Source organism: Spirosoma foliorum (genome assembly GCF_014117325.1).
Lineage (GTDB): Bacteria > Bacteroidota > Bacteroidia > Cytophagales > Spirosomataceae > Spirosoma > Spirosoma foliorum.
In genome coordinates, this window is record NZ_CP059732.1 from 2,674,159 (window position 1) to 2,690,706 (window position 16,548).

16 protein-coding genes are annotated in these 16,548 nt (G+C 41.3%); 8 read left to right on the forward strand and 8 right to left on the reverse strand.

Annotation, left to right across the window (positions count from 1 at the left end):
- Positions 1 to 159: 159 nt before the first annotated feature.
- A complete protein-coding gene (locus H3H32_RS11205; RefSeq protein WP_182462775.1) occupies positions 160 to 2,070 on the reverse strand; it encodes a hypothetical protein in 1,911 nt (636 codons plus the stop codon).
- Between the two features lie 377 nt (positions 2,071 to 2,447).
- Between H3H32_RS11205 and H3H32_RS11210 the strand changes: the two genes are divergently transcribed.
- The 3 genes from H3H32_RS11210 (at position 2,448) to H3H32_RS11220 (ending at position 6,785) form a co-directional block, all read left to right on the forward strand.
- On the forward strand, positions 2,448 to 3,386 hold the full coding sequence (locus H3H32_RS11210; protein ID WP_182462777.1) for a hypothetical protein: 939 nt from the start codon (positions 2,448 to 2,450) through the stop codon (positions 3,384 to 3,386).
- A 112-nt stretch (positions 3,387 to 3,498) separates the two neighbouring features.
- Positions 3,499 to 4,785, forward strand: coding sequence for a T9SS type A sorting domain-containing protein (locus H3H32_RS11215; protein ID WP_182462779.1), 1,287 nt, complete (start codon positions 3,499 to 3,501; stop codon positions 4,783 to 4,785).
- Between the two features lie 317 nt (positions 4,786 to 5,102).
- Complete coding sequence (locus tag H3H32_RS11220) at positions 5,103 to 6,785, forward strand: hypothetical protein (RefSeq protein WP_182462780.1); 1,683 nt, start codon at positions 5,103 to 5,105, stop codon at positions 6,783 to 6,785.
- Positions 6,786 to 6,950: 165 nt separating this feature from the next.
- Here H3H32_RS11220 and H3H32_RS11225 read toward each other — a convergent pair whose 3' ends face one another.
- From H3H32_RS11225 to H3H32_RS11255, 7 genes are read right to left on the reverse strand one after another with little or no spacing between them, the layout of a single operon-like run.
- The gene (locus H3H32_RS11225) at positions 6,951 to 7,472 is read right to left on the reverse strand and encodes an AAA family ATPase (protein ID WP_182462782.1); all 522 of its coding nucleotides are present in this window, start codon (positions 7,470 to 7,472) and stop codon (positions 6,951 to 6,953) included.
- Between the two features lie 10 nt (positions 7,473 to 7,482).
- Positions 7,483 to 8,016 (reverse strand): ASCH domain-containing protein, encoded by a 534-nt coding sequence (locus H3H32_RS11230; RefSeq protein WP_182462784.1) that lies wholly within the window; start codon positions 8,014 to 8,016, stop codon positions 7,483 to 7,485.
- Positions 8,013 to 9,236, reverse strand: coding sequence for a hypothetical protein (locus H3H32_RS11235; protein ID WP_182462785.1), 1,224 nt, complete (start codon positions 9,234 to 9,236; stop codon positions 8,013 to 8,015). The genes H3H32_RS11230 and H3H32_RS11235 overlap by 4 nt, the downstream gene beginning before the upstream one ends.
- Positions 9,227 to 10,231 (reverse strand): hypothetical protein, encoded by a 1,005-nt coding sequence (locus tag H3H32_RS11240; RefSeq protein WP_182462787.1) that lies wholly within the window; start codon positions 10,229 to 10,231, stop codon positions 9,227 to 9,229. Before H3H32_RS11240 ends, H3H32_RS11235 begins: the two co-directional genes overlap by 10 nt.
- Positions 10,232 to 10,238: 7 nt before the next feature.
- Positions 10,239 to 10,832 carry a DUF4186 family protein gene (locus H3H32_RS11245; protein ID WP_182462788.1) on the reverse strand — a complete coding sequence of 198 codons (594 nt, stop codon included), beginning with the start codon at positions 10,830 to 10,832 and terminating at the stop codon, positions 10,239 to 10,241.
- Between the two features lie 16 nt (positions 10,833 to 10,848).
- A complete protein-coding gene (locus H3H32_RS11250) occupies positions 10,849 to 12,126 on the reverse strand; it encodes a hypothetical protein (protein WP_182462790.1) in 1,278 nt (425 codons plus the stop codon).
- Entirely contained in the window at positions 12,116 to 12,790 is a 675-nt protein-coding gene (locus H3H32_RS11255; RefSeq protein ID WP_182462792.1) for an RNA polymerase sigma factor, read from the reverse strand. Before H3H32_RS11255 ends, H3H32_RS11250 begins: the two co-directional genes overlap by 11 nt.
- A 110-nt stretch (positions 12,791 to 12,900) precedes the next feature.
- On the opposite strand from H3H32_RS11255, the gene H3H32_RS11260 reads away from it, so the two are divergent.
- The 5 genes from H3H32_RS11260 to H3H32_RS38205 all read left to right on the forward strand — a co-directional run bounded on the left by H3H32_RS11260 (position 12,901) and on the right by H3H32_RS38205 (position 16,324).
- A complete protein-coding gene (locus H3H32_RS11260) occupies positions 12,901 to 13,125 on the forward strand; it encodes a DUF2188 domain-containing protein (protein WP_182462793.1) in 225 nt (74 codons plus the stop codon).
- A gap of 54 nt (positions 13,126 to 13,179) precedes the next feature.
- The gene (locus tag H3H32_RS11265; RefSeq protein ID WP_182462794.1) at positions 13,180 to 13,338 is read left to right on the forward strand and encodes a hypothetical protein; all 159 of its coding nucleotides are present in this window, start codon (positions 13,180 to 13,182) and stop codon (positions 13,336 to 13,338) included.
- Between the two features lie 58 nt (positions 13,339 to 13,396).
- Entirely contained in the window at positions 13,397 to 14,167 is a 771-nt protein-coding gene (locus H3H32_RS11270; RefSeq protein WP_182462796.1) for an SMODS-associated NUDIX domain-containing protein, read from the forward strand.
- Positions 14,168 to 14,179: 12 nt separating this feature from the next.
- The gene (locus H3H32_RS11275; RefSeq protein WP_182462797.1) at positions 14,180 to 15,817 is read left to right on the forward strand and encodes a nucleotidyltransferase domain-containing protein; all 1,638 of its coding nucleotides are present in this window, start codon (positions 14,180 to 14,182) and stop codon (positions 15,815 to 15,817) included.
- A gap of 159 nt (positions 15,818 to 15,976) precedes the next feature.
- Positions 15,977 to 16,324 carry an HNH endonuclease gene (locus tag H3H32_RS38205; RefSeq protein WP_182462798.1) on the forward strand — a complete coding sequence of 116 codons (348 nt, stop codon included), beginning with the start codon at positions 15,977 to 15,979 and terminating at the stop codon, positions 16,322 to 16,324.
- Positions 16,325 to 16,548: the final 224 nt, after the last annotated feature.

Sequence of the window (16,548 nt, forward strand, 5' to 3'; positions counted from 1 at the left end):
TCATAGGTGGTAGTAGGGCAGGGTGGTACTGTTGATCGACGGGCGGGCTGTAGTTTTATCGGGATTGATTGACATGGTTTCAGACATTTATCCGGCCATCCGGGCCAACAAACTCGATCCCATTAAAGCGTTGCTTTATGAGTAAGCTGAATAGAGATGTTAGGGTTCTTTCAGGAAACTCCAGTAGTCACTGGCATAAGCAATAAATTCTTTCAGTTCATTTTTCATAACAGTTTTAAGCTCCTGCTGTTCGTCAAAAACCTTTTGTAAATCTTTGACTAATAAACCAAAAAGTGATTCTTTACTATCGTCATCTTTTTCCTTTTTCTTAGCATTACGAATAGCTTCTTCTAACGGAAAACCAGCAAAATGACTGGCTGCGAATCCGTGTAACCAGGCTTCATGAAGGGCTGATTTTACCTTCTTGCTCCAGGCATCCTCCTCTTTGGAATCAACCGGCTTGCGACTAGCTAGGTAAAAAGCCAATCCAAAATAGAGCCGACGGTGATTTTCCTGGTGGGGCCGGAATGGCCCTTTGTGAAACTTTCTGGGCGTATGTAAGAACCGATTTACTTTTCCGCTCAGGTAACTAAGTACTCCATCGTAAAGTTGATCGTTCAAAATTCGTTTCTGAAGATCGGCCTGTGGGTAAAGGCCGATGATACCTGTCGCGTCTCTATCGTCTGGATGTTTTCTGACCAACGCGATTATCTTACCCTCCAGATACTCTTCCCGCCAGAGCGAAATGCCAATAATCGGCAGCTTAATAGGAGTTTGCAGCCGTTCGCGGACCAGATATGCTTGTAAGGTTAGCAGCCGCCCTCTCTTTCCCTGATCATGCAAGTTGATTTGCAACACCTCATTTTGGCTGTATTGGCAGGTTCCTTCAAATTCAATTTTGCTCTCAAAATAATCTATGCCGGAAAAGTAGGCAGCCCCGTTCGTCTCAATACGCAGTTCGGCTTTTATGAACCGATACTGGTCTTGATTAGGAATTGCCTTTCCGCCGAGCGCGTCATCGCTTTCAGAGGGAATTTTCAAGGCAAAATAGACATAATCACCCGCTAGATTTTTGAGTAGATTATCTTCCATATGGAAGGGATGAGCTGTAGACTTGTGTTTGGCTGAATTACTAGTCAGCCATTTTTCCATATCGGATGTAGTTACAAAAAACTCCTTTGGAATTTTAATGGGCGCGTATTCTTGCCTGTTCAGAAAATCAGTGACTACATTTTCTGCCTGCTCCTGCAAATTGGTCAGAACAGCTGCCCCCGATATTAACTCGTCTGTTGGGGAAAAACGATGACTAATCCCCAGAATAATATTCGGAATTGCCCCGCTATCGTCGTTACCTAAGTCAAAGTTCATTGACCAGACCACCTTGGATCTCCGCTTTAGTTTGATGCCCAGATAACGATCATCATTAAAAGCGGTGTAAGTGCCATGAAAGATCATTTTGTCACCATTACTTATCTCTACTACGCCTGCCTTGCCAGTATGCTCCTTAAAATCAATCTTGTTATGCCCAATCGAACCATCAACAACATTGCGGTAGAACAGCCTATAGGACCCCTTCCGTAGCAAATTAATTTTGTTTACGGTCGGATTAGGTGCAGGCTTGTCTGGCTCGACTCCACCGGTTATTGGCGGCAGATCTTCCAGGAGTAACGATAATTTTTTCAGCAGTTCATAGGCATATCCTGCATGGTCTTCAGGTTCCTTAATCGACGGAAAGGCCTTCTTTCCTAATTTATAAAGTGTGCTGTTTAGAACGTTGGCTTGCTCAACTTCTGCGAAGCCATTTTTTTGCCGATTACCTCTTGTGTCCCAAAACGTCCGTACAAACTTGTTTACCAGATTTTCTCCTATATGCAGTGTGTGAGCAATCTCATCAGTGGCATCAGTGTTCAACGCTCTGGTTTGAGCATCTTTGATTGATCCACGGGCCTTTCCCGCTCTGAGTATTTTTTCTCCATCGTTATAAGCGGGCGCTGGGGCTAACAAAAATTTTTCCAAGAGATTTCCCAGCAGCAGATCAGCTTGGGCAAAGGTGATCGAGGACTCAGACATCTTATAGTGAACGGATGTGGAAATTGCATTTTACCGGGTAAAAATACCATCATTTGCAAAAAAACGAAATCTATCTCATCATTTTCCTGATGGCTGGATGGGCCAATATTCTTCTTCCGTACTCAGCAGGTATACAGTTTCCTCCTCGCTTTCTCGCGCTTTCCCAGGAATTCATACGGCTGATCTATATCTTTTCCCAGGCGAGATAGCATTCCCGGAAGAGCGAGTTATTTCTTGGAAATCAATCAGTTGACTACACTTTTTCGACATTTAAGCAAAGCCCAAATTTGTATTAAGTCTAAGCCGAAGCTAACCGACTGCAGCGGAGATCGGAGAGTAAAGACGATTGCAACAGTGAAACCTAACCGATTACCCCTATGCCAATCAAACCATTTATTTTCGCTCTTCTGGTAATTTTAGCAGGTGCCTGTAATCAGAGCACTTTGGAAACACAGCCAGATTCATTTGCGCCATCTAGCAAACAACCGCAGACGTTGTTTGAAGGTAATCTTCTCGCTGGTCTGGGGAGTACAACAGGTGGTAGTGCACGGTCGGCAGCTCCAGCTCCGGTTATTAATCAGCTACGGGGAACCAGCTGCGATGAATGCCCTCCCTCAATGCCTGCAACATCTGTACCGGTGGATTATGTGAGGAATCAGATCATCATTGAGGGTGCGAATTTCGGTACCGCCACAGGGAAGGCTATTACGATTATGCCGACTTCAGGAACGCAGAGCAGCTATCAGTTTTCCTTTTTTAGCTGGTCCAATAGGCAGATTGTTCTCGGCGCGGTTTCGACTGTCAGTGCAGTTCCATTGTCGTTTCGTGTAACGGTGACCATTGCTGATGGCCAAACAGTCAGCACGACGTTCACTGCTCTTCCGATAATCAATGGCCGCTATTATCAGAGCAGCATCTGGTATGTTAACAAACGTCGGGTAGAGTTGGGCCTGGCTGTTCAGCCGCGAGGTTACGCCTTTACCGGACCACTTGGCAATGATTATACGCCTACTCGCGGAGACAGCTGGCTGCACAGCACCGCTAACCACTCAGTAGTGACAAGCGTTTCAACGCGGGTACAGCTCATAAGCCAAGATCGGGCGGGCAAAACCGAAACTGTCACGTATTCAGTCATTAATGAAGAAATGATAAATGGCCGAGTGACTACCTCATCACGTGCAATTGAGTATCGTCGGCTTACGACCAATTTTACCAACGCTCCAGCGAGAGTGACAAATACGTTGGTCACACCGCCGGGCACCGCTTTTCGGTCTACATCATCGTCCATTCCAGCAGCCTCCCGGTTTTATCGCTGATCAACGCAGTCGATGCGTCGAAGAAACGCTGACGAGTTAATCGAAGGAGAAGGCTGGCGGGACTCAACCCCCGTCATCTTTTTACCCAAAGAAAGTTAAACGCCAAGAACCCATGAAAAATTTGATTACACTTCTACTGATTGTTAGTGTCACGATTGGGTACGCCCAAACACAAACCATTTGTGGCGACCTGCCACCAGCTGGCTGGATAACTATTTCCATCAACGGTTACTGCGCCAAAAATGGCTATACGTCCTACATTGGCCGGACGATTCAAAAAATTGACGGATTGGCACCGGGTACTTCGCTCAACATCTGTGGTGACAACCCTCCGGCAGGTTGGGTCACCACCTCCATCAACGGTTACTGTGCCACCGTAGGTTACACCTCGTACATCGGGCGGACGATCAAGAAGATCGACGGATTGCCGTATAACACGACGCTCACTATCTGTGGGGATGTGGTACCTGCAGGTTGGGTTACCACATCGATTAACGGTTACTGCTCCACGCTTAACTACACGTCGTACGTCTCGCGCACGATCAGGAAAATCGACGGCGCACCAGCCGGAACATCCATCACAATCTGTGGGGACAATGTGCCAGCCGGGTGGATAACCACAGCCGTCAATGGGTATTGTACCACGCTGAATTATACGTCTTATATCTCACGAACGATCAAAAAGATCGACGGATTGCCGTATAACACGACGCTAAATATCTGCGGAGATGCCGTGCCTGCAGGTTGGGTGACGACATCCATCAACGGTAATTGTGCCACGTTGAATTATACGTCTTACATTGGCCGCACTATTCGGAAGATCGATGGTGCGCCAGCCGGTACATCCATTACGATCTGCGGGGATGCCGTACCTGCAGGCTGGATAACTACATCGATCAATGGCTATTGTGCAACCTTGAACTACACCTCATACATCAGCCGCACGATCAAGAAACTAACGGGCTTGCCAATAAACACGACACTGAATATCTGCGGAGATGCCGTGCCTTCGGGTTGGGTAAGCCTATCGGTAAATGGAAACTGTGCCACTTTGGGTTACACGTCCTACATCGGTCGCACTATCAAAAAATTGAGTGGTGCGCGGGAAGCTGCGTCGGGCTCGCTTCTGAGTTCAGAAACTGAGGAGGGTGAACTAGACATTGTGGTATTTCCGAATCCAAGTTCTTCGGTTTTTAACTTGAAAATCAGAAGCAGTAACCCTACAAGCGAAGCCATTATTCAAGTTGTTTCACCGCTTGGCATACCCATTGAAACCAGAATGGTGCTGGTCGAGGGTAAACACGAAGAACAATTCGGAGTAGGCTACCCGGCAGGTGTTTATCTCTTAACGGTATCACAAAATGGGCAGTTCAAAACACTGAAACTTATTAAGCTATAGTACGTTTAAGGGGCTCAATATCTCTCGCCAGTGGGTCTTTATCAACTATAGCTTCTTTTTTTATCAACCCCAATAAGTCAGCTTTCATGATTTCATGTTGCAAACTCAATTATGAAATCATTCACTATATCAACTATGCATTATTGCCATAATAAAGGCAATTCTTTGCTAAATCTTAATCAATAAACTGATTTATTGATTAGTAGGTTGGCCTTTATTGGTTTCTTCGTTTAAAAATTGCGCGTCTCTATTATTTGATTTTTTTTACAAAAAAAGTAAAACCTAAATAAATGTAAAACCATTTAACATGATTTGCCATGAAAACGAACTCTGTGAGTAAGTTTAATTTACGAGAAGTGTTTTCCTACAAGGTTAATGGAGCAAATCTCTTAACCAAAACCACCAAAAAATGGCTAAATATTACACGATCTAATGTATTTATTATGGCTTTTTTGGAGTCAATATCTTGGGGCTATTTGGGCTGGCTATTCGCGGATGATGAGACAATTCGTTGGTTCACAGGAATTAGCCTCGGACTTATTGTATTCACTATAGTATGGGCCTTAGATACAATGTTAGTTTTACTCGACAGAGGTAAAACCTTTTATGATGAGAAAATATATCAAATGGAAGAAAAGGAGGAGGTTGTAAAGAACGGGCAATTTGGAAAGATGCTGGAATATCTATCTAAAGTAACTGATAACAAAGTTCTTTCAGCTGCGGTATTAACTCGGACCTTGTTGGCCGGGGGTTCTTTGTTTTTTACGGCACCATATTTAACTCAGTTAGTATTTAATAAAGATATAAACCTGGCAATTGAAAAACAATCAAGCGCTATTATTTCTAATAAAAGAACAAGTATTGAGTTTAAAGCCGATGCAAAGATAAATCATGTACGAAAAGAATTAGACTCAGCAAGTAATGAAGAGATAAAAGAGATCGGAGGAGCTGGAATTACAAGAAGGAAAGGAAAGGGAGAAACTGCCAAAGCCATAGAAGAAAAGAAAAAAACTAAAGCAAATGAGTTAAATCACCTTCTAAAGGAGAAAGAAAACTCCCTAAAAGATTTCGATAGTTTAGTAAAAGATAAAAAGTATTCTGATTTGGCGAAGAAATGGGGAATAAACATTCCTCAAAATTCGATGGTTGAGCGTAGTAAAGTTATCAATCCAATTCTAGAGACAAGCGAAGCGGCAAGAGCGGAGATGACGATCCAGGCTCTACTACTATTTATATTTATTTCCTTGCTATTGCTTAAAATATATGAACCTCGTGGAGTGCGAATTTATCTTAGCGAAGCCTTACAACAGTCATATACAACTTACATGAATGGCGGATACAACAAATATCTTGAAACGCATGAAAGATACAATGGAACAGCCCCATTACAGCCGTATGAGTTTGAGGAATTTATGATTTATGTATACCCTAAAAAGCGGCAAAGTGAAAAAGATTCAATTATTAGCAAGGAGGATAAAGCTAGATTAGAAATCATAAAAAGCTCAATTGCCGATCTTGAAGTAGTAAGAAAAAATGAAGAATCAATTATAAAAGCACCATTAGAAGCTTTAAATACAGAATTAAAAGCTAAGCAGTCAGAATTAAGCACTCTAAATAAATCGAAAGGATCTCTAGAAAATAAAATCAAAGACCTTTCCAAAATCATCATAGAAAGTGGAGGTGCAATTTCAGAAATAGGAAAAATGGATCGTCAAAATAATGGTTCTCGAATAAGCTCAGATACACTTGAAATCACCAAAGTCCTTATAAAGCAAAAAACTACTCATTCAGCGAGTACAACAGATAAAGATTTAACCGAAAAGCAGCTGAAGCAATGCAATCAAGAAATTGCAATTATAGATGGACAAATTGAAGGGATAATAGCAAAAATTGAAAAAATATCATCCCTAGTAAACCATATAAATCAAAAAATAGATGGACTAAAACGCAGAGAAATAGACTTGTATGTTAGCTTGACTAACAAAAATCCTACTAAGTGACCTAATAAATTAGTTAGAAAAATCGATCATTATTTTTAAATACTCAAAGAGGTAGCCTCTTTAATTTAGGTCACTTCTTTGAGTATTTAAGCTTATATGGTACTATATCTCAAACTAAACGGGTGATTAGAAAGGAAGCAATTGACATATTTTTTTATACTTTCCTTATAACTTCAAATGTTCTCGAGTTTCTTTGACTAAAGAAGCGATTGTAGAATCACCTTTTATAACTATATCTGCTTGTTCCCCCAATACATGTTTAACATCAAGTTCAGTTGAGTGATTATCTATTTTTTGAAGTTCAACAGATGAATAACGGAGATAGAGTCGTTCGGAACGGGTTTGTACATCTGTTTCAATATGGACATGAATCATCTCAAATGGACTCACCAACTCTTTAATTAAGCTGATTACCTGAACATGACGTATTCCATCAATGATAAGATTGCCTTCAGATCGCCATACTATCTGATTTAGAACGTTATCACAAAACAGTCTGGGATCTTCTTCCAAAAGTTTTTCACCTAAATTCTGTAAGTTCTCACGGGTTGGGTCAATATTGCTTTGCATTGCTTGTAAGCGCACATAATCGCCAAAGCTAGTTCGGGGCCATCCCAACTGATCTGCTAATTCAGTGGTTAATGTAGTTTTACCACTGCCAATTCTACCGGAGAATGCTACTACCATAATTTGAGTATTAACCTAAAATAACCCAGCCTCTACGATCCCGCTTATCAATATACAAATATGAATCTAGGCAAGCTATTTCATCAATAGCCATCAGAGTTGCATATTGAGACTCTTTCTTCCGTTGCCAAAAATCAGACCCTTCTACACATAGAGCAGAAGAAAATGTCCGCTGTATTTGCTTAAATAGAGAAGGAGTCAACTGATAAGACCAAATCTGGGAAATCTGACAAAGTCCTATAATGGGTCCACCAGAACGCTTTAGTAATAAAACGTCTCCTACATTTACTTTATCGTAAGGGGCAGTCTTATTGATTGAGAATCTTGACTCAACAGTTTTACGACCTTCAAAAATATACTGTAAGAACGGTTCTACAAAGATACCTAAGTGTATCTTAATGGACTGATCTTGAGTCAATTGCTCAATTCTAGTGGACCAGAAGTTGTTGGAATGAAGATTGTTGTGAAGTACTGTAATAAGCTTGCCCCTTTGGGACAATTCGTGATGATATGAAATGAATAATTGATTCGTAGAGCGTGTCATTCTGTCGAAATGTCAAGTTCTTTCAGTAATGCAACAATTTTATGTTGCTCTGCCTGGGCAAGCGACTGCACACTGAAAACTCGATTGATTGTTTCTGATAAAGAATAACCAGATTGTAGAAAATCTAAGAATGGGATTAACTTATGAACCGAAACGACTGTAAAAGCTATGTTATCAGAAGTCCATATAGTTATCTGATTTCGCTCGGTAGCACGACGTGACACGGAATGAAAAAACTTTCCATCTGGATTGGTAGGCCAGTAATTAAAGTATCCCTGTCGGTCATCGCTTTCCTTACGCAGTTGTATCTTTTTATATCCTATCCGGTATTCAGTCCAAGCGGCTTGATTCAAATGTAGAGCATGTTGTGGAGCTATCAAAGTATCTTTTACTTTCTTAAAAATCCATAAATCGCCTGATCGCCAATTATCCCATTTCACTTCATTGATACTCAATACGTGACGTTCAAAAGCTGGCGTTTTGTAAATTAATACCCTAGGTATCTTTCTCATTAATTGAAATCCTCGTTGAGTTGCAATTCCCAGAATTGCTCGCCGGTCAGATGAGGCCGAAGGTCGAGTTAGAGAAGGTAAGACACTGAGCCAAAATTCACCTCCTATTTCCAATAGTTCTGATCCTCTATCAAGGTATGCTTCGTAGAAATCAAGGTACCAAGGGGGATCCGCCACGACTAAATCATAAGTTGTTCGACCATCGTAAATTGGTTTTAATAGGTCGTGCTGAATAACTGAACTAGCATATCCTTGTTGATAAAAGTCTTGTATAAGCGAGGTACTACGTTCATATAAAACCGTATTGACTCCCCCTTCGACTAACGCAGGTAGTATGGTTTTTACTCCGAACAGAGCGACTCGTTCGTTTGAATTAAAGTTGCGTCCGACACGCTTTACAAGATAATTAACTGTTTCAAGGTCAAAACGCCAATCGAAGTCATTGGGATGCTCATCGGCTAGAAAAGAGGTGTCTTTCACTGCCCGTCTTTTCGTTACCTGTTCGAATGTATAATTACTTGAATAAGGAATAAGTGCTTGATTAAGAGCCTTCTCAACATCCGTAGGGAAGGCTCCTAAACTTTCATCTAAATAATTGGCTAAAGGCAGTATATCACCAGAATGACGCTGATGCACTCTTTGTAGACGGGCTACAAGGCGTTTCTGATAAGAAGCATCAACACTCTTCTTTTCTTTGCTTAATCCCATATCATATGCTCGAATACACGTTTATAGCGCTGTTCGGCTGTGAATCGCTTCTGCAATTCATCATTCCACACGGCAACGGCTTCTTGCTGTATACTAATAGCTTGGTGGTGAAGGGAGGCCATTCGAGGTATAGATGGTGAAAATGTTTTAATTGGTAGTGGAATAGTACGCAGGAGAAAATTAGGATGAATTCTTTCCTGTATTTGATCCATAAAACTAATCATTTTATTCTGTAAGCTATCCGCTGTTTGCGCTGTTAGAGTAACATAACCATACATATCTAGGCGGCTTTCCACTAACCGTTTCATTATTACAAATTGTTGGTCGAATAGCTCTGGGTAAGTATTTGTATTGAATGAAAAAGATTCTGGATCGAAACCTTTAAAACAACCAACTCGCCCGTAAAGGCTAGGTTCTGCAAGTCGGCCGATTTCCTCTTTCGATAGGTGTTCCCATAGGTAATTGTTACTCAGATTGTCGTCTGACCATACATATACTTTTCCTACTAACCCCCGGCGACGGACAGCATCCGTGAACCAGAGTATCCATTCCGGAATCAGATCAGGTTGACCACCCGATAAATCAATAATTGGTAATGGTTGCTCTTCTGCCTGATAAAGGTCTAGTAGTTGCTCAACAGTTAAATAAGCAGCATGCTTGAGGTTACCGCTCAACAAGTTGTAATCAACGAAACAGTACCAACATCTCCAACTACAAACAGCGTTCTGAAATACTTGCACACGTACAAGATTTTCAAAAGGAAGTTGCAAAGCATGATGTGCCGGGTCAATCGGCAAAGAGTTTTCAGGAAACCCTGCCGAAGACTCTCTACGAAAATGGTGAACCCTACCATACCCAGAGCAATTATAAGGCAATGTCAAATCATTACTTTGAGCGCTACCAGAAAATTGCGTAATTAGTATTTGTTCATTCTCTTTATTAAACCCCTTTTTTCGTAGCTGCTCCGAATGTTCATACGTATTAATTAAGGCCATAAATTCATCAACTAAAAGAAAGTATTAATTGAGTGCCTGCTGGAGGACTTTCGAAAAGACGAATGTCAACATAGCGCATTACTAGTCCGGTCAGATACTGTAATTCATTTTCCGTCAAATCACGATCATAGGGGATGTTATGCCAGTAGCGAATGCATTTCCGGCAACAAGTTGCCGTAGCATGTTGAGCACAATATATAATGTTTTTCGGTGTCATTGGAGTCTGCCTGCCATCCCAAATAGACTCTCTACCTGAATCACTTATTGAGCTCTGAAGCCGCTTATAAATGTCCTTCTGCATTTGCTCACGTCCCTTTTGGAATTTTCTCCAACTTACTTTTTGATCCAACTTAATTGTCCAGAAAAGATGACGGATATACTCTTTACGTAAAGCAGCAAAAAGAGTATCGGTATCGTTAAGGTCACGATTATACACTTTATTCCAGTCCACAACATCAGCATCGCAAGCCTGACATTTACCACCTTGATAATCTTCAATCTTTAGTTTCCCTTTTTTAGGTCGAAAACAATGTAGATCTTCCTCACACCTAGTACTAGTGCAGCTTATTTTAGGTAAGATTATTTGATCGTCATTTGCCATGTGGATTTTTATAAATCTAGCTTAATGCATTCTCTAATATTTCTTTCTCTTCTATGCTCAATATATCAAAGCGAATGTACTCATTTAGAATGGTTTTAGCAGTAAGACGAGGATCTGGATTTGTTGGCTGAAGGCTTACAGCCGTGCTCCACCAGTTCCGATTTTGCTGAAGCTTTAAAAGGTATGCAAGATAATTTGCCAATGCTCCTGGGGGAACATTTTCCTGACTAGCTATTTCGATTACTTTCGCTTTTAATGCCTGTTCCCGACCACCGGCGGCTTTTACTACTTTGAATGCTAATTCTCCTCCACGCCCATCTAAGACTACATCATTCGCGAATTGATTGGCAGCTTTTTCTTCATCTGAAAGATTCATTTCGGACGAGAAGAGAGCAGAAGTTTCAACTACTTCTCGTACTGTTTCATCCAAATAATCTGATGCATGCTTCACCTCATGTAACAAATCAAATAGCCAGCGAATTATAGATGTAGTATTTTGCTTAAGCACAATTACGTTACGCCCACTAATTCGAAAACAGGCACCGTGGAAATTTACAGTATCGGTTAATGGCAAGACAGGAATTCCTAGTGACCAAACATATCGTAACGTGTTTTCAAAAGTAAGCGGACCGAACGTGACTTCTACTTGAGAACGAAATTCGTGATAATCAGTTGGGATGGATTTTACTGGCAGATTTGCACTTGCTTTTAAGAGGATTTCGGCTAGCGTTTTTGCATAAAGGGTATAAGCAGCAATATCAGTTACCTCTGTATTGATAGGTTTTTTGTAACGAGTGTTATAGTGCTGATAAGCAGGTAAAGGAAGCGATTGTAGTTCAACAATATCTTCGGCAGATATAGAGAAAATTTTGGCAACCTTAGCTAGTGTTTGTTTTATTGCTAACTGATATGATTCATCATTACTATCGAAACGATTTATTATATCTGTCGCCCATGTAGGTAATAAACGTCTTTTGACAAAAACTTCCGAAAACCCCACTTGTTTCAACATAGCTAATAAGCGCTGCCACGAAATGGCTGCTTCATCTTCAGGCTGCGAGACAAAGTTCCAACCTTTAATAGTCTCAATTCGACCTTGATTAAGAATACTTGCTGAGCTTGGAAGGTCATCAGGAACAGGTATATTTGATGTTAAAACTTGTTGACGGAGAGCTTCAATATCTTCTGCGTTTTCAGGGAATATGAATCCGTGCTGCTGGAGCGACTGATGGAACATCTGCTCAAAAGCATCGGAATCCGGCTCGTGAGAATTTTTGAGCGGGTTATTGTTCATCGCGCTTAATATATAAGGTTCGATTATCGGCTTTGAGTTGATTTTCAATATGCTGTTTTACAGCATCATTACCTCGCTGTATTATCTTCCGAAGGTTATCTTTCTTCACGTTGTATTGTCGAGCAAGTGATTCTAAAACATCTGGGGGTAGGTTACGGGCTTGTTTTCCCTTTCCCTTTTCATAATAATTGTAATAAGTCAAAAGGATGTGCCGATCGCGCGGACTAAGCTTTGCCAATGCCTGTTGCACCAAGTCTTCTTTATAGGTAACCTTTGATGATGAGTTTGAAGCCTGTTTCATTATCTTAAAGGCATTAATAGCATCATCAGGCGGATATCGACGATCACTGAGCAGGCGTTGATATTCCTGTCTAGCTATAACGATTAGCCAGCCTTGTACATTTCGCTCAATTACTTCAGGGGTACCTTCAGAGTCTGCTTGAAAAGAGCCAGCATATATCAGAACTTGATAAAATGTGTTCTGCAGTATAGCTCGTTTGACTTCATCATCAGATGAGTCTTCACGGCATATACGAGATAGGACATTCCACAAAAATGGCCGGTGCCTAATGTAGAAAATATCAAATGCCTTATTACGTTCGATCTCGTCTTGTTGCTGGGCAATCAGTTTGAGTAGCTCTGGGTCGGATATACTGTTGACCATATTGGCTGTTGATTAATCACGTTTGAGCGAGGTGATTTATTAATAGAAGTAGCAACCGTGACAAGGGGTAATGTCACGGTTGCTACTTCTATTAATAAACGCTTCTAAATATGGCAAAATCAAACGTACACATTGTGCCCCGTGGTGATCAGTGGGCCGTAAAACGTGCTAACGGACAACGAGCAACTCGTCTTGTCGACACACAACAAGATGCTATAGATGTCGGTCGCAATATAGCTCGTCACCAGCAGGTTGAGTTAATCATTCATAACCAAGATGGTCAGATCAATCGACGTGACTCTTACGGGCATGATCCTTATCCTCCACGAGGTTAACCGTATTTGTACTCATGGCCACATAGCTGGTCCATTAACCAAATTAATTGAAAAATGCAGAATTCAAATGTAATTACTTCTGGCGATTCTGTTCGCTTAAGATTTTTAAATGTAGCAGAATTTGAGGCCAGCGGACAAAATGGTCAGTTGATGACTCTGGCTGCAATTGTTTGTCTGTTGATTGTGGCAATTGCCATAGCAAAAAGCCTTTAAACCGTAAGCGGGGTAATAAATCTGTTATCCCGCTTACACAATCTAACTTCTTTTATCAATGGCACTAACCGAATTTGTTCTTTCCACAGGTTCTAACATAGCCGTAAATATTTTGTCGAATCGACTAGATACCTTTCTTTCTGATCGATTGCCGAGGGGCCAGCGATTGGCGTTATGGCGAGCTTCTTTACTGGCGAGTCCTAATCAGTATTTTCGGATTTCCATCGCCTATCTATACCGCATTTATATAGATGGCGAATATTTACTGATTAAAGGACGTCGAATTGACCAATATCAACCAGTTGGCGGTGTGCGAAAGGTATACCCTTCTGCCAAAATTCTGTCTGAACTAGGGGTGCTTGACGACGATTGTCTGAAGATTGACGATATAAGTCGACATGATCTGCGTGTTCGCGTGCCAGCTCGCAAATTGCTTCGCTTTCTAACCTGGTATGAAAGTCGTGAGGACCGTGAAGTTGACCAACAGCGTGAGTTCATTGAAGAATTAATTAGACCTGGCTTCCTGTCTGCCGATCTTTTCGTCCCTATAGCAACTCAATATCGGTACACGGTGCCAACCTTTCACTTTTCAGCTCATTTTCAATGTCAGGAGTTACTTTATCATGAAGTGTTTGATGTGAAACTGAATTCCGAACAGGAGAAAGCTATGCGACAACTGAAAGACACTCCTTCCGATCAATACGTTTGGGTTGATGAAGAGAGTATTTTGATGTTAGGGCATGACAAACGATTAAAGCGCAAACCATTTCAGATTGGAGAACACGCTCGCTTGCTGATTAGTAAAGACTATAAATTGTTTAACCATTAAACACTCACCGTAATGATACCTGCAACCCCATTTGCAACACCATCGGGTTCCGAATTTCAAATTAGTGATCTTGACGACCTATTAAACCGTTTAGGGGAAAGCCTACAGTTAGACCCAACCCGCCGACGCTTAGCAGAAGAGCGCTATAAAACTGTCGCCGATTGGGTTGAACGCGACGAAATGTTCTTTAAAACGGCTCTTCTGAATGTATATCCGCAGGGTTCCTTTCGAATTCGAACTACTGCTAAGCCATATAAAAGAAATGAATTCGACTTAGATTTTGTCGTCCATCTGGATTTTCTAACAGGTAAGAACTACGATCCCATGAAAGTTCTGGACCAGTTGGAACGTCGGCTACGTGAAAATGAAACCTACAAAGGTATGGTTGAGCGGAAGAATCGCTGTATTCGGATTACCTATGCCAACGACTTTCATATGGATATTATGGTGGGCTGTCAGGAGACATACTACGAGCCCAACCGAATTATTGTACCTGATTGTAAGACAAAAGACTGGACTGCGAGTAACCCTATTGGTTATGGTGATTGGTTTACGGCTAAAGCGAAGTTGGCTCCTGAACGCCAAGAATTACTCCTAAAAGCTTTTGATGCTCGTAACATGCAAATCCGTGCAAGCGAAAACCTACCTGCCGAACTTCCGTACGAATTAAAGGCACCGCTCGAACGGGCCGTACAGATTTTGAAACGCGGACGAGACGTATACTTCTACGACCAGGAAGAATTAGCCACGGCCAGTATTATATTGACAACATTAGCTGCCGAAGCTTATAGCGGGGAGTTATCTGTATTTGAGGCAATTAATCACATCATCAGTTATATTGAGCAAAAGCCACGCAATCTCTTTGGCCGAATTGAGCCTTTTTCTGTTCCGAATCCAGCCAATCCTAAAGAAAATTTCAGTGAGAAATGGTTTGAGGATCGTAAGCTTTTCGATGCATTTCTGGGCTTCATAAGAAACCTAAAACGAATTTGGGATTCAATCAAAGCATCGACAAATCTGACTTTGCGAGAGTCTTTACTAGAAGGAGCCTTTGGAGAAACTAGAATCAAACGGCTGCTTGCTGAACAACGTGATTACCGATTTAAAGTTGAGAAAGCTAATCGACTCATGCCTTTCGCGCAAGCCGCCGGATTAGGTACACTTGGGACTACATCGACTGTAAAGCCGACCTTTGAACCCGCTCCTGTACAAAATCAACCTGCTCGTCGGTTTGGTGGAAAGGCGTTTCCTTTGCATTCTACACAGTTCTCCGCTGGAACAAACTACCTTCAACAACGTTGGATTGAGCAGACATATCCTGGTGTATTTGCTTTTACCGTTCGAAATAGTACGCTTACGTGTAAGGGAAAGATTAGGCCAACTAGCGACTGCGAAGAGTATAGCTTGACAATTCAATATGTGCCGGGCATTCCCCCTCAGGTCTTCATCAATAGTCATCGAATAAAGCCAGGTAATGACATTCACATGTATAATAACGGCGCTTTATGTTTACATTATCCACCAGATATTAAGTGGACTCATCGCACATCGGTAGCCGCTTATACGATACCTTGGATTGCGGAATGGTTAGTGTGTTACGAATTTTGGAAGTTGACTGGTAAATGGGAGGGGGAAGAAGTGAAGCATTAGAATAATTTCGTCTATCTGTAATGTTTTATAAAATAGAAAGTTAAATAATGAGTAACATGTATTTCTGTAAGTAGTGTAGTAAAACATCTTCCAGAAATATGCGTGTCTGTAACTTTGTTAATTATTACGAGCAAAATTCTTCTCGCTCATATACAGCCTATGAGGTGTATTTTTTGTAAGCAAGATTCCTCAGGCTCTAGAAGTGTTGAACACATTGTTCCTGAATCACTAGGCAATAAATCACATGTTTTGCCTACGGGTGTTGTATGTGATAGATGTAATCAATATTTCGCCTTGAAAATAGAGAAAGTACTTCTTGAGCAGGAGTTTTTCAAAAATTTGAGGCATCGTAATGCTATTGAATCCAAGCGAGGTAGAATTTCTCCCTCAGAGAAAGTTTTAGGTACTATAACTTTCTCTGAGGGAGAAATTTACATTTCGAATAAAGGGATGAATGTAGTTACTGTTGATCCTCTTTCCGCCCAATTCATCATGTCGGAATGGTAGATCACCTGATTGTTCCATATGTGCAGCGCCCTGAGAAAAATAACTCTCAGATTGCTAGATTCTTGGGTAAGGTAGCACTAGAATCGTTCGCGCAACGGCTATTAGACAATAAAGAGTGGTTGGAGCTCTGGATTAGTGACAATCAATTTGATTTGTTAAGAAATTACGTCAGATATAATCTTGGCATACATCTATGGGATTATCATGTCCGCCAAATCTAAGCT

Bases quoted from the DNA above. Each gene is read 5' to 3' on its own strand.
- H3H32_RS11205 (WP_182462775.1), bottom strand. From the start codon at position 2,070: ATGTCTGAGTCCTCGATCACCTTTGCCCAAGCTGATCTGCTGCTGGGA.
- H3H32_RS11210 (WP_182462777.1), top strand. From the start codon at position 2,448: ATGCCAATCAAACCATTTATTTTCGCTCTTCTGGTAATTTTAGCAGGT.
- H3H32_RS11215 (WP_182462779.1), top strand. From the start codon at position 3,499: ATGAAAAATTTGATTACACTTCTACTGATTGTTAGTGTCACGATTGGG.
- H3H32_RS11220 (WP_182462780.1), top strand. From the start codon at position 5,103: ATGAAAACGAACTCTGTGAGTAAGTTTAATTTACGAGAAGTGTTTTCC.
- H3H32_RS11225 (WP_182462782.1), bottom strand. From the start codon at position 7,472: ATGGTAGTAGCATTCTCCGGTAGAATTGGCAGTGGTAAAACTACATTA.
- H3H32_RS11230 (WP_182462784.1), bottom strand. From the start codon at position 8,016: ATGACACGCTCTACGAATCAATTATTCATTTCATATCATCACGAATTG.
- H3H32_RS11235 (WP_182462785.1), bottom strand. From the start codon at position 9,236: ATGGGATTAAGCAAAGAAAAGAAGAGTGTTGATGCTTCTTATCAGAAA.
- H3H32_RS11240 (WP_182462787.1), bottom strand. From the start codon at position 10,231: ATGGCCTTAATTAATACGTATGAACATTCGGAGCAGCTACGAAAAAAG.
- H3H32_RS11245 (WP_182462788.1), bottom strand. From the start codon at position 10,832: ATGGCAAATGACGATCAAATAATCTTACCTAAAATAAGCTGCACTAGT.
- H3H32_RS11250 (WP_182462790.1), bottom strand. From the start codon at position 12,126: ATGAACAATAACCCGCTCAAAAATTCTCACGAGCCGGATTCCGATGCT.
- H3H32_RS11255 (WP_182462792.1), bottom strand. From the start codon at position 12,790: ATGGTCAACAGTATATCCGACCCAGAGCTACTCAAACTGATTGCCCAG.
- H3H32_RS11260 (WP_182462793.1), top strand. From the start codon at position 12,901: ATGGCAAAATCAAACGTACACATTGTGCCCCGTGGTGATCAGTGGGCC.
- H3H32_RS11265 (WP_182462794.1), top strand. From the start codon at position 13,180: ATGCAGAATTCAAATGTAATTACTTCTGGCGATTCTGTTCGCTTAAGA.
- H3H32_RS11270 (WP_182462796.1), top strand. From the start codon at position 13,397: ATGGCACTAACCGAATTTGTTCTTTCCACAGGTTCTAACATAGCCGTA.
- H3H32_RS11275 (WP_182462797.1), top strand. From the start codon at position 14,180: ATGATACCTGCAACCCCATTTGCAACACCATCGGGTTCCGAATTTCAA.
- H3H32_RS38205 (WP_182462798.1), top strand. From the start codon at position 15,977: ATGAGGTGTATTTTTTGTAAGCAAGATTCCTCAGGCTCTAGAAGTGTT.